The sequence below is a fragment of the Marisediminicola sp. LYQ85 genome (assembly GCF_046600695.1).
Taxonomy (GTDB): domain Bacteria; phylum Actinomycetota; class Actinomycetes; order Actinomycetales; family Microbacteriaceae; genus Marisediminicola.
Map to the genome: position 1 here is coordinate 403538 of NZ_JBKIWO010000002.1, position 21368 is coordinate 424905.

The 21368-nt window shown below is 65.7% G+C and carries 24 protein-coding genes and 1 tRNA gene; 12 read left to right on the top strand and 13 right to left on the bottom strand.

Features of this window, described 5'->3' with window-relative positions:
- Window positions 1-4 precede the first annotated feature (4 nt).
- On the top strand, window positions 5-526 hold the full coding sequence (idi, locus tag ACLHG5_RS10225; protein WP_411318687.1) for an isopentenyl-diphosphate Delta-isomerase: 522 nt from the start codon (window positions 5-7) through the stop codon (window positions 524-526).
- Here idi and ACLHG5_RS10230 read toward each other — a convergent pair.
- Entirely contained in the window at window positions 483-1709 is a 1227-nt protein-coding gene (locus ACLHG5_RS10230) for an MFS transporter (protein WP_411318688.1), read from the bottom strand. The genes idi and ACLHG5_RS10230 overlap by 44 nt on opposite strands.
- Window positions 1710-1733: 24 nt before the next feature.
- Between ACLHG5_RS10230 and ACLHG5_RS10235 the strand changes: the two genes are divergently transcribed.
- Window positions 1734-2294, top strand: a complete 561-nt coding sequence (locus ACLHG5_RS10235; protein ID WP_411318689.1) for a TetR/AcrR family transcriptional regulator — start codon at window positions 1734-1736, stop codon at window positions 2292-2294.
- A 39-nt stretch (window positions 2295-2333) separates the two neighbouring features.
- Here the strand turns inward: ACLHG5_RS10235 and dcd are convergent, their stop codons facing one another.
- On the bottom strand, window positions 2334-2936 hold the full coding sequence (dcd, locus tag ACLHG5_RS10240; RefSeq protein WP_411316882.1) for a dCTP deaminase: 603 nt from the start codon (window positions 2934-2936) through the stop codon (window positions 2334-2336).
- Between the two features lie 284 nt (window positions 2937-3220).
- Here dcd and ACLHG5_RS10245 point away from each other — a divergent pair.
- The 3 genes from ACLHG5_RS10245 (at window position 3221) to ACLHG5_RS10255 (ending at window position 4644) form a co-directional block, all read left to right on the top strand.
- Window positions 3221-3291 (top strand) — tRNA-Gly (locus ACLHG5_RS10245).
- A 642-nt stretch (window positions 3292-3933) separates the two neighbouring features.
- Window positions 3934-4173: a hypothetical protein gene (locus ACLHG5_RS10250; RefSeq protein ID WP_411318690.1), complete on the top strand. Its 240-nt coding sequence runs from the start codon at window positions 3934-3936 to the stop codon at window positions 4171-4173.
- A gap of 135 nt (window positions 4174-4308) precedes the next feature.
- Window positions 4309-4644, top strand: a complete 336-nt coding sequence (locus tag ACLHG5_RS10255; protein ID WP_411318691.1) for a hypothetical protein — start codon at window positions 4309-4311, stop codon at window positions 4642-4644.
- A gap of 101 nt (window positions 4645-4745) precedes the next feature.
- Here ACLHG5_RS10255 and ACLHG5_RS10260 read toward each other — a convergent pair whose 3' ends face one another.
- The 4 genes from ACLHG5_RS10260 to ACLHG5_RS10275 form a co-directional block, all read right to left on the bottom strand.
- Window positions 4746-4991 (bottom strand): hypothetical protein, encoded by a 246-nt coding sequence (locus tag ACLHG5_RS10260; protein WP_411318692.1) that lies wholly within the window; start codon window positions 4989-4991, stop codon window positions 4746-4748.
- Window positions 4992-5135: 144 nt separating this feature from the next.
- On the bottom strand, window positions 5136-6050 hold the full coding sequence (locus ACLHG5_RS10265) for an alpha/beta fold hydrolase (protein WP_411318694.1): 915 nt from the start codon (window positions 6048-6050) through the stop codon (window positions 5136-5138).
- A gap of 145 nt (window positions 6051-6195) precedes the next feature.
- Window positions 6196-7050: an alpha/beta fold hydrolase gene (locus tag ACLHG5_RS10270; protein ID WP_411318695.1), complete on the bottom strand. Its 855-nt coding sequence runs from the start codon at window positions 7048-7050 to the stop codon at window positions 6196-6198.
- A 463-nt stretch (window positions 7051-7513) separates the two neighbouring features.
- Window positions 7514-8170 carry a phosphotransferase gene (locus ACLHG5_RS10275; RefSeq protein WP_411318696.1) on the bottom strand — a complete coding sequence of 219 codons (657 nt, stop codon included), beginning with the start codon at window positions 8168-8170 and terminating at the stop codon, window positions 7514-7516.
- A 194-nt stretch (window positions 8171-8364) separates the two neighbouring features.
- Between ACLHG5_RS10275 and ACLHG5_RS10280 the strand changes: the two genes are divergently transcribed.
- Window positions 8365-8871, top strand: coding sequence for a GNAT family N-acetyltransferase (locus ACLHG5_RS10280; protein WP_411318698.1), 507 nt, complete (start codon window positions 8365-8367; stop codon window positions 8869-8871).
- A 116-nt stretch (window positions 8872-8987) separates the two neighbouring features.
- Here the strand turns inward: ACLHG5_RS10280 and ACLHG5_RS10285 are convergent, their stop codons facing one another.
- The gene (locus ACLHG5_RS10285; RefSeq protein WP_411318700.1) at window positions 8988-9785 is read right to left on the bottom strand and encodes an MOSC domain-containing protein; all 798 of its coding nucleotides are present in this window, start codon (window positions 9783-9785) and stop codon (window positions 8988-8990) included.
- A 128-nt stretch (window positions 9786-9913) separates the two neighbouring features.
- On the opposite strand from ACLHG5_RS10285, the gene ACLHG5_RS10290 reads away from it, so the two are divergent.
- Window positions 9914-10549 carry a GDSL-type esterase/lipase family protein gene (locus tag ACLHG5_RS10290; protein ID WP_411318701.1) on the top strand — a complete coding sequence of 212 codons (636 nt, stop codon included), beginning with the start codon at window positions 9914-9916 and terminating at the stop codon, window positions 10547-10549.
- Between the two features lie 1098 nt (window positions 10550-11647).
- On the opposite strand, the gene ACLHG5_RS10295 is transcribed toward ACLHG5_RS10290, so the two are convergent.
- Window positions 11648-12004 (bottom strand): hypothetical protein, encoded by a 357-nt coding sequence (locus ACLHG5_RS10295; protein WP_411318702.1) that lies wholly within the window; start codon window positions 12002-12004, stop codon window positions 11648-11650.
- Between the two features lie 188 nt (window positions 12005-12192).
- A complete protein-coding gene (locus ACLHG5_RS10300; protein WP_411318703.1) occupies window positions 12193-13401 on the bottom strand; it encodes a glycosyltransferase in 1209 nt (402 codons plus the stop codon).
- Between the two features lie 39 nt (window positions 13402-13440).
- On the opposite strand from ACLHG5_RS10300, the gene ACLHG5_RS10305 reads away from it, so the two are divergent.
- The 3 genes from ACLHG5_RS10305 to ACLHG5_RS10315 are packed head-to-tail and all read left to right on the top strand — an operon-like array spanning window position 13441 to window position 16203.
- Entirely contained in the window at window positions 13441-14442 is a 1002-nt protein-coding gene (locus tag ACLHG5_RS10305) for an NAD-dependent epimerase/dehydratase family protein (protein WP_411318991.1), read from the top strand.
- Window positions 14435-15196 carry an MBL fold metallo-hydrolase gene (locus tag ACLHG5_RS10310; protein ID WP_411318705.1) on the top strand — a complete coding sequence of 254 codons (762 nt, stop codon included), beginning with the start codon at window positions 14435-14437 and terminating at the stop codon, window positions 15194-15196. Before ACLHG5_RS10305 ends, ACLHG5_RS10310 begins: the two co-directional genes overlap by 8 nt.
- 23 nt (window positions 15197-15219) lie before the next feature.
- On the top strand, window positions 15220-16203 hold the full coding sequence (locus tag ACLHG5_RS10315; protein ID WP_411316823.1) for a 3-oxoacyl-[acyl-carrier-protein] synthase III C-terminal domain-containing protein: 984 nt from the start codon (window positions 15220-15222) through the stop codon (window positions 16201-16203).
- A 268-nt stretch (window positions 16204-16471) separates the two neighbouring features.
- Here the strand turns inward: ACLHG5_RS10315 and ACLHG5_RS10320 are convergent, their stop codons facing one another.
- Entirely contained in the window at window positions 16472-16858 is a 387-nt protein-coding gene (locus ACLHG5_RS10320; RefSeq protein ID WP_411318706.1) for a hypothetical protein, read from the bottom strand.
- A gap of 122 nt (window positions 16859-16980) precedes the next feature.
- Between ACLHG5_RS10320 and ACLHG5_RS10325 the strand changes: the two genes are divergently transcribed.
- On the top strand, window positions 16981-17391 hold the full coding sequence (locus ACLHG5_RS10325) for a hypothetical protein (RefSeq protein ID WP_411318707.1): 411 nt from the start codon (window positions 16981-16983) through the stop codon (window positions 17389-17391).
- 45 nt (window positions 17392-17436) lie between these two features.
- On the opposite strand, the gene ACLHG5_RS10330 is transcribed toward ACLHG5_RS10325, so the two are convergent.
- Entirely contained in the window at window positions 17437-18375 is a 939-nt protein-coding gene (locus ACLHG5_RS10330; RefSeq protein WP_411318708.1) for an AraC family transcriptional regulator, read from the bottom strand.
- 136 nt (window positions 18376-18511) lie between these two features.
- Here ACLHG5_RS10330 and ACLHG5_RS10335 point away from each other — a divergent pair, with 136 nt between their 5' ends.
- Entirely contained in the window at window positions 18512-19249 is a 738-nt protein-coding gene (locus ACLHG5_RS10335; protein WP_411318709.1) for an SDR family NAD(P)-dependent oxidoreductase, read from the top strand.
- A gap of 521 nt (window positions 19250-19770) precedes the next feature.
- Here ACLHG5_RS10335 and ACLHG5_RS10340 read toward each other — a convergent pair.
- Window positions 19771-20157 (bottom strand): hypothetical protein, encoded by a 387-nt coding sequence (locus tag ACLHG5_RS10340; RefSeq protein WP_411318711.1) that lies wholly within the window; start codon window positions 20155-20157, stop codon window positions 19771-19773.
- Between the two features lie 258 nt (window positions 20158-20415).
- Window positions 20416-21351 carry an alpha/beta fold hydrolase gene (locus ACLHG5_RS10345; RefSeq protein ID WP_411318712.1) on the bottom strand — a complete coding sequence of 312 codons (936 nt, stop codon included), beginning with the start codon at window positions 21349-21351 and terminating at the stop codon, window positions 20416-20418.
- Window positions 21352-21368 lie beyond the last annotated feature (17 nt).

Genomic DNA, 21368 nt, shown 5'->3' on the forward strand with positions numbered 1-21368 from the left:
GAGCATGAGCACAACGACGGAGTACGTGGTGCTCGTCACCGACGACGGTGCCCCCATCGGCCGGGCAGACAAAGCCACGGTGCACACGCACGACACCCCCCTGCACGCCGCGTTCTCGTGCCACGTCTACGACGCCGACGGGCGCGTGCTCGTGACGCGCCGCGCGCTCGGCAAGCGCACGTGGCCCGGCGTGTGGACCAACTCGTTCTGCGGGCACCCCGCCCCCGGCGAGACACCCTCCGACGCCCTCGCGCGGCGCGCACTCGTGGAACTGGGCATCACCGTGACCGATGTCACGCCCGTGATACCCGATTTTCGCTACCGTGCGGTGGATGCATCCGGAATCGTCGAGAACGAGATCTGCCCGGTGTTCACGGCGGTGACGACGGATGCTGTCGCCCCCAACCCCGAGGAGGTCGCCGAGTTCGCGTGGCTGACCCCCGACGAGCTGCGTTCCTCTGTGGCCGCTGCGCCGTTCGCGTTCAGCCCGTGGCTCGGGTGGCAGTTGGAGCGCTGGCCGGCGTAGCTGCACGGCGCCACCGCATCGGCGCAACCGTTGCTGCGAGAGTCACGACGGCGCCCACGATGAATGCGGGCACGAGTCCGGCACCCGCGGCGACGACGCCGAGCACCGCAGCACCCAGCGCTTGCCCGAACACGAGCACGACGAAGAGCAGTGCCGTGCCGCTCGGGGCGCGCTCGGGGTCGATCTCGGTGGTCCAGGCGATGAGCGCCCCGGTCGCGGCGACGTAGGCCCAGCCGAACGCGGCGAAGGCGACGAGGCTCGGGATGAGTGCGCCCGGAACGACCGCGAGCATCGCCGTCGAGGCGCCGACCGTGAGCGTCGTGATCGTCCAGGCGGCGCGCGGCCCGCGAGAGGCGAGCCACCGTGCCGTGCCGATGACGGCCGCACCGCCGGCACCGATCGCGATCCATGCCACCGCCGAGGTCTCGTCTGACGCCCCCGCTTCGACGATGAGGGTGCGCCCGAAGTTCCAACCCGCGGCCGAGCCCGCGCCGAGGAGCAGGGCCGCCACGATGACGCGCGCGTGGTGCGCGAACCACGAGCGTGAGGGCAGATCGGGGAGGGTGCGGGCATCCGGTGCGGCGGCGTCGGCGCCGATGGTGGTCTCGGCCTTTCCCGCGTGGTCGAGCACGAGAACCGCGGCGGTCGCGAGCACCCCGATCACCGCGACCACGGCCCACGCGAGCCTCCAGTCGGGCAGCAGCACGAGGGCGAGGATGCCTGCGGCCGCGAGCCCCGGGCCGGTGCCCGAGTTGACGATCGCCTGGCTGCGGTCGTTCGCTGCCGCGGCCACGTTGCGCCCGACGAGCCTCACGAGGCCCGGGGACGCGAGGCCGGCACCGAGGGATCCGGCCACGGCGGAGGCGGCGAACGTTCCGACGCCGTTCGAGCCGGCCATGCCTGCGGCGCCGAGCACGGCGCTCGCCCCTGCCGCCGCGACGAGCAGTCGGGGGTGCCGCGCGGCGATGAAGAACCCGACGATCGCTCCCCCGCAGTATCCGACCGAGGCGGCGGACGAGATGAAGCCGGCGACGGCGGCGTCGACGCCGAGATCGGCCTGGATGTCGGGCAGAAACAATCCGTAGGCGAGGCGCACGAGGCCGTAGGTCACGGCGATGAGCGCGGTGCCCGCGATGACGACACCGGTCGCCCGCGACACTATAAACAAAAACGGTCGTTTCATATTGAGAGAGTCTAGGGTGCTGGCATGGCTATTCGCGCGTCGACCGAGACGAAGTTGCTCGACGCCGCCGACGAGCTGTTCTTCACCGCCGGAATCGCGGCGACACCGATCGACGCGGTGCTCGCTCGCGCGGGTGTTTCGGCGGCGACCCTCTATCGCGGCTACCCCAGCAAGGAGGCGCTCGTGGCGGCCGCCCTCGAGCGCAGGCATCGCGCGTGGATGGATGCGTGGGATGCCGCCATCGCCCGCCGCACGACGCCGCGGGGCAGGCTGCTCGCCATCTTCGACGCCCTCGACGAGTTCCGCGTGCGCCCGGAGGGGTCACGGTGGTGCGCTTTTCTCGGGTCGTCGGCCGAGTACGCCGACCCACCGGAGGAGATCCGCGCCGCGGTGGCTCGCGACACCGACACGATGCGCTCCCGTCTCAGCGAGCTCGCCGCGGCCGCGGGCCTCACCGCACCGAAGTCGATCGCCGACCAGCTCGTGCTCGTGATCTCGGGCTACCTCGCGATGCGCTTGCGCGAGCCGCAGCATCCGACCGACACGGCGCGGGCTATCGCGGCGGCGCTCGTGAAGACGGCCTGACGTCTTCGGGGTGCGAGCTAGTCGCGCCGCAGGCTCACGTCAGTCGAGGCGGCTCTCGTCGCGGTGCGAGGTCTCGGTGCGGTGGAAGTTCTGAAACGACCGCGACGCCGTGGGCCCGCGCTGCCCCTGGTAGCGGGAGCTGTAGGCCGCCGACCCGTACGGGTGCTCGGCGGGCGACGACAGACGGATGAAGCAGAGCTGCCCGATCTTCATGCCCGGCCACAGCTTGATCGGCAGTGTCGCCACGTTGCTGAGCTCGAGCGTCACGTGCCCGGTGAACCCGGGGTCGACGAAACCGGCCGTGGAATGCGTGAGGAGGCCCAGTCGCCCGAGCGAGGATTTTCCCTCGAGTCGGGCGGCGAGATCATCCGGCAGTGTCACCTTTTCGAAGGTGGATCCGAGCACGAACTCGCCGGGGTGGAGGATGAACGGCTCGTCACCCTTCGCCTCGACGAGGCGCGTGAGGTCGGGCTGGTCTTCGGCCGGGTCGATGAACGGGTATTTGTGGTTATCGAAGAGCCGGAAGTAGCGGTCGAGCCGCACGTCGATGCTCGAGGGCTGCACCATCTCGGGAGCGTAGGGCTCGAGGGCCACCCGCTTCGCGTCGATCTCGGCTTTGATGTCGCGGTCGGAGAGCAGCATGGCGCAATGGTATCGGCGCGCGGTGACGTCAGTGGCGCCGCAGGCCGCGCGGCGTCGCGCGGCGTCGCGCGGCGTGGCGTTGGGCTTGGCGCGGAGGGCGCCGCCGCGACATCCGCCGCCGGTTTCGGCATCCGCGCACCAAGTCTGCGCTGCGGACGCAAATCAGACGCGCGGATGTCGCGAGCCCCGCCACCGAGCACGGCCGCTCGCCGCCCGTCCCGGGCCGGCGAGCGCACACAGCCGGTAGAGTGGACTCCAGTTCCGCGGCCTCGGGCGGCGGACGCGCGAGTGTAGTTCAGTGGCAGAACTTCAGCTTCCCAAGCTGATAGCGCGGGTTCGATTCCCGTCACTCGCTCTCTTGTCAGTTCTCAAATTAGATGGCACTTGTCTCAAGTTAGTTGGCACCGGTCGGTCAATACAGGGGCAACCCTTCTGGCTGAACCGGAGCGTGCAGCGGCCACCGCAGCTCCCGCCACTGGCTCGGTTGGCCCAGTTGACTGAACTGACGCCATCCAGCGACCTGTGGTCAGAAACGCCGAAGTGAGGCTTCCGGCGGTTTTGATTTCGGCCATGAGTTTCGAGCACTTCCGAACATGGGTATTCCGCGCGCCCAAACGACGCCGGCCGAGTTGCTCACTACCGATCAGTTTCGGCTGGTCGAGAAACGTTGGAGGTTTCCGACACCTTCGTGCCAAGCGTCGGCGCAGGGCGAAGCTCGTTGCAGATAGGGCACCCTTTCGGGCAGTTTCACCGGGCGGGGTAAACGGGCACCGCAGTAACGACGGGGCCGGCGTCTCGGATGCTGCCCGCCACTGCACGGTGGCCGACCCGCTAGTGGGAGCGTTCTTCGGCATAATGTATGGCGCGACCGGTGGCGCCAGTGGCGCTGGAATCACGGCCACGTTATTAGCCGGAGTCCCTCTGAAGTTCGGTCTCAAGCGCTGTATGGCGCCCTTTATGGGGCGCTCGGCCACTTCGTCGCTTGATAATGGGTGCCGTGGGCGAAGAAAAGAGTCGACTGGTCCGGCGGATGCGCTTGGATGTAGCGGCGATGGTTCTCAGTTTCTTCGTGCAAGGAGCTTTCCTCGCTAATGTTCTGGAAAGTGGCGGTGAGGCTGCTGCCTGGATTGCATGGGTGGTAGTACTCGTTATTGTCATCGTTGTTATGGTCGTGGCCGGCACACGCGCAAGCCGGTTATCCAAGCGCTACCGCCAGCTCAAATGGGGCGAGCGGTAGCCACAATCGCTCTAGCGCGTATACCTCTTCGGATGCCGATCCCTCGTCGGTGCATCTCGGTCAATGGGTGATGAATCGGGGAGGGGGCACCTTCTCAACCGCGCTGCAAGTCGCGTCCGGAGCTAATCTGGCGGAGTGGCAGTAGCAGAGCTCATCTCCGCATCCTTCAGTGCCGTCGTCTTGCTTTCAAGCGTGGTTATTGCCCTACTCCTGGTCAGAAGGTCGGCGCGGACCGCCGAGCTGCAGTACTCGATCTTCCTCGCCCACCGAACGGGTCTCGTCCTCTCCGTGCTTTTCCTCCTGGGTGTGTCTGCGGTCAACGCCGCCATCGGTATTGGACTGATTGCTGAGGGCCTACTAGCCGGGTGGTCGTTCGCATTGCTTGCGCCAGTCCCCCTGGTGTTCCTTGCCTATTTCGGACACATCGCCAGGTTGCCGTTCCAGCCCCCAGCCGAGGTGGAGACAGACTGAGGCGCTTTGCGATCGAAGGTGCCCGCGATGCGACGCGACGCGAACATGCCTGGTAGCCGAAGCCGATGGCGTGCCCGACGTTGTCTCTCTGAGACGACGGACTATGCGTGACGTGCGGAGCGGAAGAGAACGACAGGCCCAAGAACGAGGATGCCGGCGCCGCTGAGTGCGGCAAGGCTGAGTCCGACGTATCCGATTGCCAGCATGACTTCCGACTTACCGGGTGTTTCCGAGGCATCAACCGCGAGAAGACTCTCGCGGGTGACATTTCCGTAGAGAGCACTTACAGACACCGCGAGGGTCGCCGCGGCGAAAGCGATGGCTGCAACCACCAAGGCACGCTTCATGCGCGCAAGTTTGGCACGGACGTCTTCATCCGCCTGCGCAGTCGATGAGGAACATTGGATCGATGCGCGGTGCTCTTCGAGATGCGAGCGTTGCGGCGTCCGTCGGCCGATCCCTTAGTGGAAAAGTCCTCTCCTCCGGCCTCGTCAGCCTGGCTTGGCGGTTTGTCCGTCATTGACGCGTTGCACCACCCGTTCGACAGCACCGACAAGATCAGCCAGCCCCGGGTCCTCGATAGGAAAGTGCCCGGACTCGCGCAGCATCACTAAATCCGCTGGAGCGGCGATTCGACTGAGCCATCGCAGGCTGATCCCCACCGGCGTCCAATCATCCTTCGCCGGATGGGCCAGCGTCACCGGGATCTGCATCTCTTCCGGTGGAGTGTGGCGGTAGGTCATGAACGAGGTGAGGAATCCGAGCGGGACCCGAGCTCCTCCCCCACGGGAGTCCGCAGTGCACAGTCGTGACAGACCGGGATCCCGACTCATCTTCGATAAGGCAGCGACCCAGGATATCGGAATTTGTCTTCCGGCGAGCCTGCCCGGGAGAAGGCCTGCGAGAGCCCCTCCCAGTATGCCAAGCGCGCCGAAGCGAGTGATGACCGCCCGAGCATGCCGATCGCGGGGGTCGAGCAAACTCGTCGCCACCACTGCAGCAGCGCCGGCGCGTGCAGCAACTTCATAGGCGAGCATCCCGCCGATGCTGGCCCCTAATAACACCAAGGGACGGCCATCGTCTTCGGAGTCAACGAACGCGCAAAGTAATGCAACCCAGTCCTGGTATCGCACCGCGGACGGGTCCGTGGATACTGTCTCTCCGTACAGCGGCATATCCACGGCAATCAGCTCGGCTTGATCCTTAGGCAAAAGGGAGGCAATCGGCCAGAGAGCCGCGCTGTGACCGCCAGCTCCATGGACGAGTAGCACCCGCACGGATGCATCCGCATTCTTTCGTCGGAGCACGTGAACCTGATGCCCTTGCCAGTTCCACCACGTACTCGACGGCGCCAGGTCGACTCGCTCCCGCCAGGAAACAGCTAAGAAGTCCGCGTAGTCGGCCACACCGGGAGTTGACACTCTTCAACCTTAACTGTGGACAGTCACCCGCCCCAAGAGCCCCCTCAATCTCGGCGAGAGGGCATTCCCGTCGCTTGATTCGATCGGCAACCGGGCAGTCGTAGGCACCACGCCGCATCGGACGCGGCATTTACGCCCGACGCGCTTCGACCGTGCCGGTGTGTCTCTCGGCCATCCAGTCAGCGAGCTCGGCAGATAGCGCGGCTGGCGCGTCGAGCTGAATGAGGTGCCCTGCCTCCGGAATCAGCGTGACCGAGGCATGCGGGATGGCGTCGTTGAGTCGACGGGCCCGGTCGGCGGGTATCCAAGTGTCCTCGACACCCCAGATGATGTGCACCGGCTCCGTGATCCGGCCAAGCTCGCCTTCGATCTCAGTCGTGAAGCGCTCATCCGCTTGCGCAATCTGCCGGTAGAACGCCGTCTGATTTTCCTCGCCTAACCAGGGCTTAACGAGCATCTCCAGGTCGTCGACACGCAGCCCCTTGTGACTTGCGCCATTGATATACGCCTCGACCGCGCCTTTATGCACAGCTGACGGAAGCTGCTCGAAGACAGCCGCATGCTCCTTCACGAGGTTGAAGAAAGGTGATCCCCAGGGAGTAAGCGCCACCACGTCGACGAGGCACAACGACGCGAACTCAGCGCCGTGGAGAAGACGCGCTCGGAGCGCGACTGCGCCGCCGAAGTCGTGTGCGACGACGTGCGGACGAGTCAGGTTCCAATGATCGAGAAGCGCTGCGAACACTTCGCTTTGAACGCCGAGGTCAACGCTGTGGGACGGCTCCTTGGATGACGAACCGTACCCCGGCATATCCCAGAGGTAGACAGTGAAACGCCGCGCCAGAGCCCTAGCGATCGGACGCCAGAGAAGCGACGACCAGGGCGTCCCATGCAGGAATACGAGCGCCGGCCCTGACCCAAAGCGCTCCCACCGGACAGTTCGTTCTTGCCAGGCAAACTCGTCCAACAGCTGCTTTTCCTTCACCCCTCGATCGTGCCACGTTCGCCATCGAACCTTGTCCGATAGCCGGTCGACTGGCGCACGGCCTGTCCCTCCGACGTGTCGTGGGCTCTGAGCCTATTGAGGAAGGTCTTGGCCGCTGTCACTTTCCCGGGGCAACTCGGCTTCTCGCGCCTCTTTCCTCGCGTCTGTTCTTGCTGGAACTACGCAGACTCGTGACTATCGCCGTCGCCGCGCACAGAAGGGCGGACCCCGAAGCAGCGAACCAGGCGTTCGCTCCGCTCGAGAGGCTGAAGACAACCGCAACGATGGTCAACGTCCCAGCAGCGACCGCAAAGCCGAGCAGCCACGAATCCGAGCAACTCCGGTTTCCCATATCCCCGTCAATACGAGGCAGCCAGCGCAGGTTGCGGCTTATATGGCGAGTAGACGGTTTGCCCCGCCTGCGCCACACGGTGGCCCCGTCCTGGGCCCGCAAGCCGGTTGTCTATCGGACGGGCAAAAGCGCCCGCAGCCACACCTGCTCGTGAGATCCCACGTACTGCGTTACTGCTCGCCAGTGGGAACCGTGACCGTCGGCAAACATTGACGCCCAAGGCTCGACACCGGTGTCATGCGATCGACTGAGGAGATCCCGCATCGCGGCGGCCCGGCGATGCATCGCCTTCGGCAGCTCGTGGCGGAGTCGGGTGTCTGCACGGTAACCATCGACGAAGGCGGCTAAATCGCCTGCCGCCTTCGAGGGAGGACGGAGAACGTCCGACAGAGTGAAAGCTTGAGCGGCGTAGGCCAGGTCCCAGAGGCGGGTGCTCGGTGCGGCCGCGTCCCAGTCGATGAACACCCAGCGTTCGCCGACGATCAAGTTCCACGGGGCGAGGTCGTTGTGGCAGATGAGGTCGCTGCCCGGGGCTTGGATGGCCGTGATCCACGCGCCCTCGGCGGATGGTCGGAACCGTTCACTTGCTTCGTGGATCGCTCGAACAATCGACCCGACCCGCTTGAGCTCCGGACGGCCGAGCGGTCCGATGTTGAGTGCAAGGTCGCCTGGGATGAACTCGGTGGCTTGTCTTCCCTGTTCGTCGCGGCCAAAAGCTGCCGGAACATCGACGCCAGCGTCTCGGACCGCCGCCATGAACTCGAGCACGCGAGGGGTTGATGGAGTCCAGGCCTTTCTCACTGTGGACCCCGCCCGCATGACCGGGCCGCCTGCGTTTCCGCCGCCAAGAGGTTGTTCAACGTGCACGAGTCTGAGGCTAGTCCGGCGGTGAGGCAGGTGGGTGCGTGTCCTCCGCGCACGGGACATGCGCTTTCGGTTACCCGACGCCCTACCCTCTTTCCATGGAATCGGAGCTGCTTGTCCGGAGACCCACCCGCAAGGACGTTGCTACCATCGCTCGCGTCCATGTGGAGTCGTGGAGAGAGACGTACCGCGGCTTGATGAGCGATGGCGTGCTCGATGATCCGGACCTCGTCAGACACCGAGAACGCTTTTGGAGCGAAGCACTCACCAATCCGCTCTATGCACAGAACCGGATCGCAGTCGCCGAGCTCGACGGCTCGCTCGTCGGAGTCGCCATGGCTGGCCCCGCCCTCGATCCGGGTGGGGAAACGACGGATCAGCTTTACCTCATCTACACGCTCGCGACAGTTCACGGCCGCGGCGCCGGCGCCTCCCTTCTCGAAGCAGTTCTCGACCCGCACGCCTGCACGGGACTCTGGGTGGCAGATCCCAACCCGCGGGCGCAGGCGTTCTACCGCCGACACGGCTTCGTCGGCGGAAAAACGAAGGTAGAGGACGGCCTGCGCGAGGTGTGGATGACGCGTCCGCCGACGGTCAGAGGCTGAATGGCTGTCGAGGCCGTCAAGCGCCTGATGCTCAGCCAAAACTGCTCGATTCCGACTGCTCCCCGCGCCGCTGAGGGCGGCGCCTGGCGGGGGCGATGAATGTGTCGAGCCGCGACTCAGACCGCGACGTTGTCGCCGACCGCGATGACCGCGGGCTCGGCATTGAGCACGGGCACAAGCCAGACGCCGAAATACGTTTTGCCGTCGTTCTTGCGATATCTCGCGAGCGTTCGGATCGGCTCTTTGCCGCGCGCTAGCGATGCGGGATCAATCGTCGTCATGACGCATCGGTCGCACCTGCCGGCAACGCGGAACTTCGTGTCGCCGAGGCGAACGGAGGACCAGTCGTCCTCAGCGAACGGCTCGTCGCCGTCGATCACAACGTTCGGTCGGAACCGCACCATGTCGAGGGGCAAAGTGTCGTCATCGGTCCATCGGTCAAGCTGCGCGAGGGAGGCCTCGCTTGTGAGCAGAAGAGGTCCGACGTCGGCGAGCGAGACCTGATCTCCTGGCAGTCCGCCGTGCTTCGGATTGACGGTGCGTGCGGCAGGGTTGGGCTGCCAGACGAGCTGAGCTTGGCGTCCAAGGCGGGCAGTGAGCCACGCGGCAGACTCGTCGCCGGCCGGCAGCGCGGTGCCTTGGCGCGAGTGGCCAACGGGGACAGGTCCCGCATCTATCGGACGATCCACCCGCAGGGGGCTGAAGCGCTTGTCGCCCAACAGGAGTCCGCCATCGGCCAGAATCTCGGCCGTGAATCCGAGCAGGCCGTTGGCCTCGCGCGCTGTGATGGGTTTGCCGTCCAGATCGACGACGGCCCAGCGGCGATCATCCTCGAGCCCCCACCGCTGCACGCGCGACGAGCTGACGTCGCCGCCGGCAAACGACTTGATCGGATAGACGCGGAGCCGGGTCACCTGCACCCAAGAAACGCTACCCGTCTTGCACCGCTGAGGGCGCGTGAAGCAATCGGACGCCGGACGCCGGACGCCGGACGCCGGACGCCGAGAACATTCCAGTAGCCGCCGACTTCTAAGCTGGAGCGGTGACGGGATCTCAAAGTGACGCCGGCCGTGATCTGCGGGTGTGCTTCGTGGGCGACTCGTACGTGGCGGGAGTCGGGGATCCGACGGCGCTCGGGTGGGTCGGGCGGGTGACTGCCGAAGGTATTGCTGCCGGTTTGCCGCTCACCGCCTACAACCTCGGGGTGCGCGGGGAGACCTCGACGCAGATCGCCCGCCGCATGCCCATCGAAGTGGCCCCGCGTCTGACACCGGCGACTGACCCCCGACTGGTCGTGTCGTTCGGTGTCAACGACACGGTCGAGAGCGCCGGGCGACTCAGCGCCTCAACAAAGCAAACTCTCCGAGCCCTGAAGGACATGCAAGCCGCGATGACGGTGCCGATGCTCCTCGTCGGACCGCCGGCCGTCGGCGACCCAGCTCAGGATGAGCGCCTCGCGGCCACCAGCGCCCTTTTGGCCCGGGACGCCGGGCAGCTTGGCGTCCCGTTCATCGAGACCTTCGGTGCGACGTACTCGAGCACGCTCTGGCGTCAGCAGGTCCGCGACGGCGACGGCTACCATCCGGCAACCGAGGGCTACGCCCTGCTCGCGTCGGTCGTCGCCCGTCCTCTCCTCGCCTGGCTTCACGAGGAGATGACCGCGCCCGCACCTCGATGATTTGCGTTGCGGACGCAAAGCATGCCGCTCGGCTGGTACGAGGGAACCGCTGAGGGATCGGTATGGGACATAGTTGGATCGCTTCGACCTACGTGTGAGAGTTGCGAGCGGGCCGCCGCTTGTTGCGGGAGTTCCAACGATCCCTGCCGCTAACCGCCGTCCTTTGCGCCGCAGCCGGTACTGCTGTTACTTCCAGCCAGTTTGCACTCCGATGACGACGATGAACACCGCGATAGCGGCAGCGCCGACCCACACGCACCACTTGAATACCTGACGGCCGCGTTCGCTGTCTGGCAGCCATTTTCCGTCGCTAGTCCTCACGCCGCAGACACTACCCGGCTTCAGCCCACACGCTGCGGCCGCGAGGCGCTAAGCAGGAGGGTCGGTGATCGATCCTTGGGCGGCCGCTTTCGCGGCAGGATCCAGGCGAAGGCACCATGCGCTGAAGATCCTCAGAGGTGAGTGTCACGCCCGCCGGATGGGGCGTCACGTGCGTCTCGTTCCATCAAACGCTGACATACCAAAATTACTGCTGCGGCAATCAGAATTCCGATGCCCTCGCCGACCCCGCCTTCGAGGAACACGAAAACGGATCGCAAGACGAGCATGCCTACCAGGAGGTATGCGATCCAGCGGATCTTCTGCTGAAACCTGACCACTCCGACAGTCTCCCCCACCTCCCCGAGAATTCGACAGTCGAGTGGCTTTGTCGGTACGGGTCTACCGTCCGTTAGCGGATCCTTTGTGGGACGAGTCCGCGCACTTGGCGGGTGACTGATCATCCGACGGGTCAGGCACGAAACTCGGGTGGCCGCTCTCCCGGCGGTCTATGGGGGGCGCCGGGTGACTGGAATCCACCACTCGAGGCACCGTGGATTGCAGTTCCGATAACCTCGATCGCGCGCGATACCGCTCTGCCCACGCCCTCTAGAAGCCTCAAGCCGAGTCCTGCTTTCTTGGAGTCCATACTTTGATCATCCCCCTGTGGGGTCGAATCGGTTGGGTTCTTCAAGGATCGCTCCAGTGACGACATGCCGATCCAGGGCAAGCGGACGGTAGCCGATCCTCCAACGGCACTGTCGCCCGCTGGGACGTGACCTATCTCGCTGTGATTGTGACATCCGCAGCGCTAGCGAAAACGATGAAGTTCACTTCACCCTCGCGCTGCGCGCCGTCTTCGTCCTGGCAGTACGCCGTCGCGGTGTAGCGGCCGGGAAACAGAGACTCGGTGATGGTGCCACCGAGCGGAATCACAGCAGCGTCCTCCGTGAGTCCCTCGCCATTGATGGGTGTGCCAGAAACGATGACGTTGCACATACCTCCGGCACGCTCGAAGTCACCGGTGACGCCGATGAACACATTTCTCGCGCCGGAAAACCCGGCAATCGCGATGAAGGATGCGACGGCGAGCAGGACCACCACGACCATCACCGCAGCAGATCTTCTCGGCCTCACGGCCATCATGCTAGTTCGATGCCTATCGCCCGTTTGGCGAATTCGATACGCAAACGGCTTGTCCTAGCGTGGCGGTAGCAGCTGGCGCCCAACACAAGCCGTACTGCACTGATCGCCATCTCGCACGAGGAAGCCATCGACGACCGCGGAGGCTCGCAGACGGCGTTCGAGGGGAGCGAACTCCGGTCTCAGAGTGCTGGCCGTGAGGCACCGGTTGCGGATTCGTAGACCTCAACCACCGCGTCGACCCGCTGGACCACCTGGTCACGCCCTCGGATCATCGCCGCGCTGGCGGCGGCAATTGATTCCGGTTGACGCCGGAGTCGTGCGACGAGCGCGGCGATGCCCCCGGCGTCCGGAGTCTCGGTGAGGAAGCCACCACCCGGCGGGAGAACCTCGCCGAGGTCGGGGTCACAGAAGAGCACGGGGAGACCGCATGCTGCCGCCTCGAGCATCACCATCGGCTGGTTGTCGAAGTCGTACGAGCTCGATACCAGCACGTGGCTCGACCGCATGGCCTCGAGCACCTCCTGCTGCGGTACCGACCCGTGCAGTACCAGCGGAGAATTCATCCGCTCGATCGACCGCCGTGAGAGACCATCGCCATACACGTCCACCGAGACATCGTCGCCGAACGATCGAGCCGCTTCGGCGATCACGGCGGGCCGCTTTTCGGGCGACAGTCGTCCGACCCACAGGAGACGCAGTGTCTCCGCCGGGCCGAGTCGACGCTCGACCGGCGTGCCGATACGGTCGAGCACGCTCTGTTCGAGCCCGTTCGATATCACCGAGATCTGCGTCTCGACTCCTTGCTCCCTGAGCTTGCGTGCGAAGTGCGCGGAAGGCACGATCACGCGGTCGCTTGCGCGGGACTGCGCGAGCATGAGGCGCCACATGCGTCTCGCCGGCAGGGTGGCGGTGTAGGGCGAGTCGGCCCGAACGCGGAGACCTCGATGGCTGATCTGCTGGGAATGGAGGGCTGCGAGCAGCGGAACAGTGACGGCGGGGACCGGCAGAACACTCGTCGTGTACACATCCACGCGGCCATGCATCGTGTGGACGACCGGGATGCCCAGCTCGCGAGCAGCGCGCACCCCCGCGAGGGCGGCGAACATCTCCGAATGGGTGTGCACCACCTCGATGCGCCGCTTCGCGAACTCCCGCCGCAGCATCGCCACCGCCCCGCGCGGCGGCCAAGTGAACGGGTAGCCATCGGGCCTGAACACCCCCGAGACGGGAAGCGCGACGATCGACCGGTCGCCGCTCCTGTCGGCTAGCGGGCAGAACACCGTCACCTCGTGACCGGCGTGGGCAAGGGCTTCCCGGAGCGACTTCACAGCCGTCTGCACGCCACCGAGCGTGGGCAGGTAGTAGTCGGTGACGAGGGCGATCCGCATGTCCCGAATCTAAGCGACAACGGTCGTAGGATTGGCGCCATGGGGGCAGCATCAGCAGGGGGCGATGCGCCGAGCGCCGGGTCTCGAGGCGAAACCGCGTTAGTCACTGGTGCAAGCGGGTTCCTCGGCGGATATGTCGTGCGCGACTTGCGCGCACACGGCTACGACGTCATCGCGTCGGGCCGCAATGCCGCTGCGCTGCCCGCGGGGGCGACCTTCGTCGACGCCCTCGCGCGGGCGGACCTCGGCCGCACCGTGGATGTGGTCGTGCACTGCGCGGCGCTCTCGTCGCCGTGGGGTCGCTGGAGCGAGTTCGAGCATGCCAACGTCACCGGCACCGCGCGGGTGCTCGAGTTCGCCCGACGCGTCGGGTCACGTCGCCTAGTGCATATCTCCTCGCCCGGTATATACGCCGCCCCCCGCGATCGGGTGGGCATCCGGGAGCACGAGGTCGATCCGCGACATCCGATGAACTTCTACATCCGGTCGAAACTCGAGGCGGAGGCACTGCTGCAGGGTGCTGCGGCAGAGGGCGTGCAGCCGGAGATCGTGATGCTCCGCCCCCGCGGCATCATCGGTCGCGGCGACCCGAGCCTCGTCCCCCGGATCCTTCGTGTGCACGAGCGGTTCGGCATTCCGCTGGTGCACGGCGGACACGGACTCGTCGACCTGACCGCGGTGGAGAATGTCGCGTTGGCGGTGCGGCTCGCGGTCGAGGCACCGGGCGTGCACGGGCAGGCGTTCAACATCACGAACGGGGATCCTCGTCCCTTCGGCGCGGTGCTCGAACAGTTGCTTGCGGGGTTGGGTATCGAGCCACGGTACCGGCGGGTACCGGCGACGGTCGCATACGGGGTCGCGGCACTCCTTGAGGCGGTGTGCGGAGTTCTTCCCGGACATCCCGAGCCGCCCGTCACGCGGTACACCGTCACGACGATCGCCCAATCGCAGACCCTCGATATCTCCCGCGCACGGGATCTGCTCGGCTATCGGCCCGCGGTGACGCTCGACCAGAGCCTTGCAGGGTATGCGGGTGGCTGAGCTCACCTACTTCGCCTGTGGCGAGACCTCCCATGACATGAACCGACTGCTTCGCGGTGCCCGCCCTGAGCGCCGCATCTTTCCGGCGGGAGCGTTTCTGTACAGCTCTGGCGCACGGCGTGTGCTGTTCGACACCGGCTATGCGCCCGAACCGTGGCGCGCAGGAATCGGCGCGTGGGCGTATCGACAACTGTTGCCGCCTCGCATCGACGCTGGCGACACGATCGCGGGGCAGCTCGACCCCGCATCAGTCACACACGTCGTCCTTTCTCACCTGCACCCGGACCACATCGGCGGAATCCGCTTCTTCCCGGACGCCACATTCGTGCTCAGCGACGCGGCGCGCCGCACCCTCGAGCGTCCGCGGCTTCGCGAGGGGGTGTTTCGACGATTACTGCCTGCGTGGTTCGGGTCGGCGACGGTGGTGCCTTCGCCGACGTTCACGCCCGGCCCGTTCGGGCTCCGCACCGCGGATCTGTTCGGTGACGGGTCCTATCTGCTCGTCGACCTGCCCGGCCATGCCCGAGGTCACCTCGGCGCCCTCGTCGAGCAGCGGGTGCTGCTCGCCGGGGACGCGGCCTGGGGCCGCGACCTGCTCGGCGCGGAGCGCCGCATCCGTCTCATTCCGCGCCTGGTCAGTCACGACACAACCGCGCAACGCGAGACCGCGCAGTTGCTCCTGGCCGGGGAGCGTAAAGGGCTGCAACTACTTTTCAGTCACGATCAGCACCCTGCCGGTACGGACCTGCTATGACATCGAAGACAGGAGCCACGAGGATGCTGCACCAGCGAGTGATCGGGCAAAAGCGTCAATTACGGCAATGCCAGCTGGCGGGTTGGGCAACCTACCTTCCGGGCGAGATGGTCACGTTCGGAACTCAGACGCGCTACCGAATCCCGGACGGCATGTCACAGCTCGACATGCTCGCCGCGGCAGCCGAGGACGCCATCCGACGCGCAGGCCTCAAGCCCGACGACATCGACTGCATCATCGCGGCATGCGCAGCCGGCGTGCAGCCGATCCCCTGCACGGCCGCGCTCGTCATGGAGCGCGTCGCCCCCCGTGCCCGCGCTGCCGCGTTCGACATCAACTCGACCTGTACGAGCTTCATCACGGCGGTGGACATAGCGTCGCGGTACCTCGCCGCGGGCGACTACGAGCGGGTGGTCATCGTCTCAGGCGACGTCGGATCCCGCTTTCTCGACGCGGGCCAACCCGAGAGCTTCGAGCTCTTCTCCGACGCCGCCGCCGCCGTCGTGCTGACGCGAGGAGTTGACGGGGATAGCGAGGAAGTCGCGCCCGGAGTGCTCGGGAGCCTGCAGCAGACATGGCCAGAGCACGCACACGACACCGAGCTCCGCGGCGGACTGTCCCTGCATCCGGCCCAGTCCTACGCCGACGGCGACCCGTCGGACTACCTGTTTGCGATGAACGGGCGGCGGGCGCTCCTCGGCATGCTCGGTGTGCTGCCCGACTTCTTCGACCGATTCTTCGACCGCGTCGGACTCAGCCGCGAGGAGGTCGATCTCGTCATCCCGCACCAGGCGAGCAGGGCGCTCAGCATCGCAATGCGCCGAATCGGCATCCCGCAAGACGCCTACGTAGACCGCGTCAGGGAGTTCGGCAACATGGTGTCATCATCGGTGCCTTTCATGCTCGCCACGAGTCTCGACGAGGGACGGATCGGTCACGGTGACACCGTCGTGCTTTGCGGCACCGCCGCGGGCTTGACCGCCAACGCCCTCGCTCTGCGGCTGTAACTGATTGAGCCGCCTTCAACAACCGGCGGAGCCGAGGAGTGTATTGACTCGGAGCTCGGGACTTGTGACCTAGCAATCGCCGTGGACTGGACGCTCGAGCCCGTCGACAGGTCCTTGATTTGCGCGGGCGGGGCAGCGATTTTCGACACCGCGGTCGCGGATCGGCGTTGCGTCTGTCGTCAGTGACGGTCAGGTCGCATATCAATCGCGATTTCGCCAAGCTCGACCTTCGAGACCGAGTGCTCTGGATGATTGAGCTGACGGGGCTCTAAACCGACAATCGGCTTGCGGGATCCGACAGGGCGTAAACCGCGTATCCGTAACTGATCGCGAAAATGACGGTCAGCAACGCGATCGCAGCAAGAGGAACCCAGTACGCGAGCAAACGCTGCCTGATTCGGACGATTCCCCACACGGGGGCGACCAGAGCCATGATGAAACCAGCGAAGAACGGGATGACGATGCTGTAGCCCGTGTCGAGACACTCATGCCCGCCTTCGTAACCCCGGCAGTTTGTTGCGCCAGTAGAGATGAACTCGAAGAGCGCGAGAAACCCGACGTAGGTGAGAAGCAGTTGGGCGACGAGGAGTGCCACGAAACCGCCGATGTCACGGCGTCGCCTCTCGTCAGTGATCACGCCCTCCGTTTCCGTCATCTGGTTGCCTCACGTGTTGCAGAACTGTCGGAAACATACGATCGCTTCTCGAGCGAGCTAACCAGAACCAGGGAACGTTGTTGGCACCGTTCGTGGCGCCGGCCTGCACCTAATCTCTGGGTATGGAGAGTTCACTCGAACCAGACGAGTATGAGACGTCGGTCATCCGCCTCCAGGTCTATCACGCGGACGAAATCATTTGGTTTCCTGGGCCCATCGGTTTTGAGGAAAGCCGTCTGAGCCCCTCCCTGCTGGCCGGCCTGCGTTGGTGGGCGATGCGATCCTCCGGACAAACCGACGAAACGAACCGCCAAAGTCCGCCCGGGGTCCCGGATGCCCTCGAGGACGCAGGTCGCGTTTTAGCAAGACGAGTGGCCGACGAAGTTGGTGACGACTTTGAAGTGGAGTTGTTTACCGACCGCCGTCAGAAGCGAATCCGGTCGGGACGTCGCGCAAGGAACCCCAAGGCCGCGCAGTTTTTTGCTTCGCGGGCCGAAGTTGCTCGGACGGAGTGGGAGCAACGAGCCTGGTAACCACTTTCGGGCCTCGTCCTGTACGCAAGAGACCCTCGCGATCGGCTACCGGTCAGTCCCATGCTTCGCGAGGGCGAATCGGCTCCGGAAGGCTGCGGGCGACTCTCCCGTGTGCCTCTTGAAGGCCGCACTGAACGCACTCTCGGAGCTGTAGCCGAGCGTGGAGGCCAGCGGGCCGAGGCGGGTGTCTCTCGAGCGGAGTTCGCGCTGGGCCAGCAGCATCCGCCAGGCGATCAGGTACGACAGCGGAGGCGTCCCGGCCGCGTCTCGAAACCGCTTCGCGAACGTGCTTCGCGACATCGACGAGGCACGGGCCAGATCGTGCAGGCTCCACCTCCTCGCCGGCCCCTCGTGGATGAGGTCGAGAGCCGGGCGCAGTTGCTCGTCGGCCAGGACCTTGAGCCACCCTGCCGGGATGTCGTCGGCGCCGGCGAACCCGCGGACGATGTCGAGCACGAGCAGCTGGCCGTATTGACGCATCGCGAAGTCCGCGCCCATCCTGTGGGCTGTGATCTCGCTGAAGAGTCGCTGCACGTGCCCCCGGACCTGCGGACCGACGACGCTGTCCGCGCCTACGTGCATGAGGGGCGGCAGGACCCGCAGGAGCATCTCCCGCCCGGTGGAGTTCAGCTCGATCCGGCCGCCGATGATGATGTCGACGTCGGCCGCGGCCACGTCGGCGTCTGGGATCTCCGCTCCCGCGGAGGGAGGCTCGACGAGCACCGGCTCCCCCGGACCGTCCCCGCCGTCGAGCGTCAACCACGACCGCTTGTTCAACACGGCGACGTCGCCCGCGTCGAGACGGATCGGCGCAGCCGGCCCGTCGGTGTCTAAGATCGCCCACCCTCGGACCACAGCGATGAACTTCAGGTCGTCGTCGATCACGCTCCGGGTGTGCCACCGGCCCCGCAACGCGGAACCCCCAGAGACGACGCCACGCACCTCGATGAGGTCGAGCACCTCGGACATCCGGTCGACGTGCATTCTTGGACTCTACGACATGAAAAGGCGACCTTGTGACATTCCGCGTCCCGCTCTGGCCGTTCAAGCTGGGGGAACGACTCCGGCACCCCGGAGCACGTCGTCACACTCGCCGCGACGCGGCACGGAAGGACTTCCCATGACAGCTTCTCTGATCGCCCTCGTCACCGGTGCCAACAAGGGGATCGGTCGCGAGATCGCCGCCCAGCTCGCAGCCCTCGGCCACGCCGTCGTCATCGGCGCCCGGAACCTCGAGCGCGGCGAGGAGGCCGCGGCGGAGCTGCGCGCCGCGGGTGGGGCCGTCACGGCCGTCGCTCTCGACGTCACCGACGCCGCCTCGGTCGCCGCGGCAGCGGAGCAGGTGGCCGTGCGACACGGCCGGCTCGACGCGCTGATCAACAACGCCGGCATCAGCCACCAGCCCGGGGCGAGTTTCGCAGGGCAATCACCCCGCTCAGCCGATGTCGACCACGTTCGCGCCGTCTTCGAGACGAACGTCTTCGGCGTGATTACTGTCACCAGCGCGTTCCTGCCCCTGCTCCGGCGCTCGGCATCGCCTCGGATCGTCAACGTCTCCAGCAGCGCGGGGTCGCTCGCGGCCATCTCGCACTTCGGCAACACCGACCCGATCGCCCTCGGTTATGTGCCGTCCAAAACCGCGCTCACAGCGGTCACGATGATGTACGCCCGCGACCTCGCGTCCGAGAACATCCTCGTCAACGCCGTCTGCCCGGGATTTGTCGCCACCGACCTCAACGGCCACCGCGGGCTGCTCACCCCGGCAGAGGGCGCCCGGTCTTCCGTGGCCATGGCGACCATCGCCTCCGACGGACCGACCGGGACCTTCACCGACGTCGACGGTCCCGTGGCCTGGTGAATCGTGAGGGGTGCCGCCCGCCAGAGCACATAGCGGTCAAGGCACCCTTGCGGGCTGCTCATCGGGCAGTTGACGCCTGCCCCGTCGCGGCCGCAAGTACCATCGCAACGTGACACGACACCAGATGTATGGCACAGTCCTACTTTTCTCCGGCGTGATCGTCGGAATCATGGCCTTCGTCATCGCAGGTTCTGGCGAGGCCCTCGGGTACGTTGCCCTCGTCGTAGGCCTGGCGCTTCTCATCCTCGGTGGCCGACTTTCGCGGCGAGCAGGTAAATGAACAGAATTCCGCTCACCGATCCACTACCGGACGCCAGGAGCCGCGCCCGCGTTCAGGAGTTCTAGCACACGCCGCATCTGTGGCGACCCGTCACGCTAGTTTTCCGAGCTACTCCGCTCGTCTTAGCATCCGTGATTTCGGTCCTCCTCGGTGTCGTGAGTCTCTTCGCAGGACACGGAGCCGGATGAGGATTCATGCCGCTTGCAGGTGTCCCTCTCGACGCGAGCGGATTGCCACGTCACTAGAAGGAGAAACGGGAGGCGGGATCCGCAAGCGCGTAGACGACATAGCCGTAACAACCGGCGAAAATGACGGTCAGCACCGCGATAGCGGCGAGCGGAAGCCAGTAGGCGCCCTCCCGATCGCGAATCCGGACGACGCCCCACACGGGCACCACAACCGCAATGACTATCCCAGCTAAGGGCGGGATGATCATGCCCCAATAAGTGTTGAGACACCCCCACTCACCGCCGTACGACGAGCAGTCATACGACCGCGTTAGAACGAAATCGGTGATGACCGCAAACCCGTAGAAGCTGAAGCAGAGCTGAACGAGATACAGCACCACGAACCCCACGATGTCGCGGAGTCTGCGCTGACCCGATAGAACGGTCGTTGCGTCACTCATCCGTGCACCTCACGTGTTCTAGAACTGTCGGAAACGAGCGAGCGCTCCGCCCCGGGCAAATCTATTCCCCCATCGGATGCCGGGCTCGCGTGCCAGCAGGTCTGCTCCATCGGCGGGACTTCACCTACCGTGGGCCCACGAGCCACGTGCGCCTGACGGGCCAACTCGTTTGCTCGTCAGACGACGAAGCACGACTCGTCGCGGACCACCTGCCGACCCTCTGACTTGGCCGGTGGACGAATCGGTTCGCCTCGACAGTCAGTCCTGCTTGGCCAGGAAGGTCTTGATTGCTTCGGCAAGACGATCCGGTGCTTCCAGAGCGACGTAGTGGCCCACACCTTCGAGAAGAACGCTATCGACGGGGCCCTCGACGACCTGCGCCACGGTTGCTGCGGTGAAGGAACCACCGAAACCACCGATCGCCAGAGCGGGCGTAGCGAGCTTCTGCTCAGCTCGCGCCTGGAAGTCTGCGCCTTCGGAGAGCATCGACTGATAAAGCCCGACAGCGCCCTTCCAGCCGTTTGCGCGGGAGTACGTCCGCGTGAACTCGTCGATGTCCGCAGCGGTGACGGAGTCGGGGTCACCCGACATTGACGGGAACGCCCACCCGCCGAGGAGCTCTCTCTCCCGGCCGGTAAAAAGCAGGCCCGCGATGCCGGGAGCGGCGAGGACGCCGATATGCCACGAGCCACCGTGGGTGACATCGCCGAATCCCTCGAGACCGAAACCGGCGAGCCCCATTTCGGTTGCGATGAGGCTGCGGACATCCTCAGGATGCTCCGAGGCGAGACGGTACGCGGCCCCACCGGAGATGTCCTGGGCGGCGAGGTGAACGGGGCCGACGCCCAGTTCGACGATGAGGGCATGCAGGTCTTCTGCGGCGTCTGCGCTGGTGAAGCCGTCGGCGGCCGTGGCGGAGTCTCCGAAGCCTCGAAGGTCTACCGCGAACACGCGGTGCTCGGCGGCGAGCAACGGGATCAAGCGATGGAACGCCCACCAGGTTTCGGGGAACCCGTGCACCAAGAGGACGGGGGAACCGCTGGTACCGGCCGAGACGTAGTGCAGGGTCGTTCCGTTGACGTCGGCCGCGTGGTGCTGAACCTCGCGGATGGTGACCCCGGGGGCATCGATTGTGTTGGGCATGGCGTTCTCCTTCGTAGTGACAACCAGGTTGCCTATTGAAACAGTCGGCAACTAGGTTGTCAAACATC

Coding starts and splice junctions, on each gene's coding strand:
- idi (WP_411318687.1), top strand. CDS start 5: ATGAGCACAACGACGGAGTACGTGGTGCTCGTCACCGACGACGGTGCC.
- ACLHG5_RS10230 (WP_411318688.1), bottom strand. CDS start 1,709: ATGAAACGACCGTTTTTGTTTATAGTGTCGCGGGCGACCGGTGTCGTC.
- ACLHG5_RS10235 (WP_411318689.1), top strand. CDS start 1,734: ATGGCTATTCGCGCGTCGACCGAGACGAAGTTGCTCGACGCCGCCGAC.
- dcd (WP_411316882.1), bottom strand. CDS start 2,936: ATGCTGCTCTCCGACCGCGACATCAAAGCCGAGATCGACGCGAAGCGG.
- ACLHG5_RS10260 (WP_411318692.1), bottom strand. CDS start 4,991: ATGAAGCGTGCCTTGGTGGTTGCAGCCATCGCTTTCGCCGCGGCGACC.
- ACLHG5_RS10280 (WP_411318698.1), top strand. CDS start 8,365: ATGGAATCGGAGCTGCTTGTCCGGAGACCCACCCGCAAGGACGTTGCT.
- ACLHG5_RS10300 (WP_411318703.1), bottom strand. CDS start 13,401: ATGCGGATCGCCCTCGTCACCGACTACTACCTGCCCACGCTCGGTGGC.
- ACLHG5_RS10305 (WP_411318991.1), top strand. CDS start 13,441: ATGGGGGCAGCATCAGCAGGGGGCGATGCGCCGAGCGCCGGGTCTCGA.
- ACLHG5_RS10315 (WP_411316823.1), top strand. CDS start 15,220: ATGCTGCACCAGCGAGTGATCGGGCAAAAGCGTCAATTACGGCAATGC.
- ACLHG5_RS10320 (WP_411318706.1), bottom strand. CDS start 16,858: ATGACGGAAACGGAGGGCGTGATCACTGACGAGAGGCGACGCCGTGAC.
- ACLHG5_RS10325 (WP_411318707.1), top strand. CDS start 16,981: ATGGAGAGTTCACTCGAACCAGACGAGTATGAGACGTCGGTCATCCGC.
- ACLHG5_RS10330 (WP_411318708.1), bottom strand. CDS start 18,375: ATGCACGTCGACCGGATGTCCGAGGTGCTCGACCTCATCGAGGTGCGT.
- ACLHG5_RS10335 (WP_411318709.1), top strand. CDS start 18,512: ATGACAGCTTCTCTGATCGCCCTCGTCACCGGTGCCAACAAGGGGATC.
- ACLHG5_RS10340 (WP_411318711.1), bottom strand. CDS start 20,157: ATGAGTGACGCAACGACCGTTCTATCGGGTCAGCGCAGACTCCGCGAC.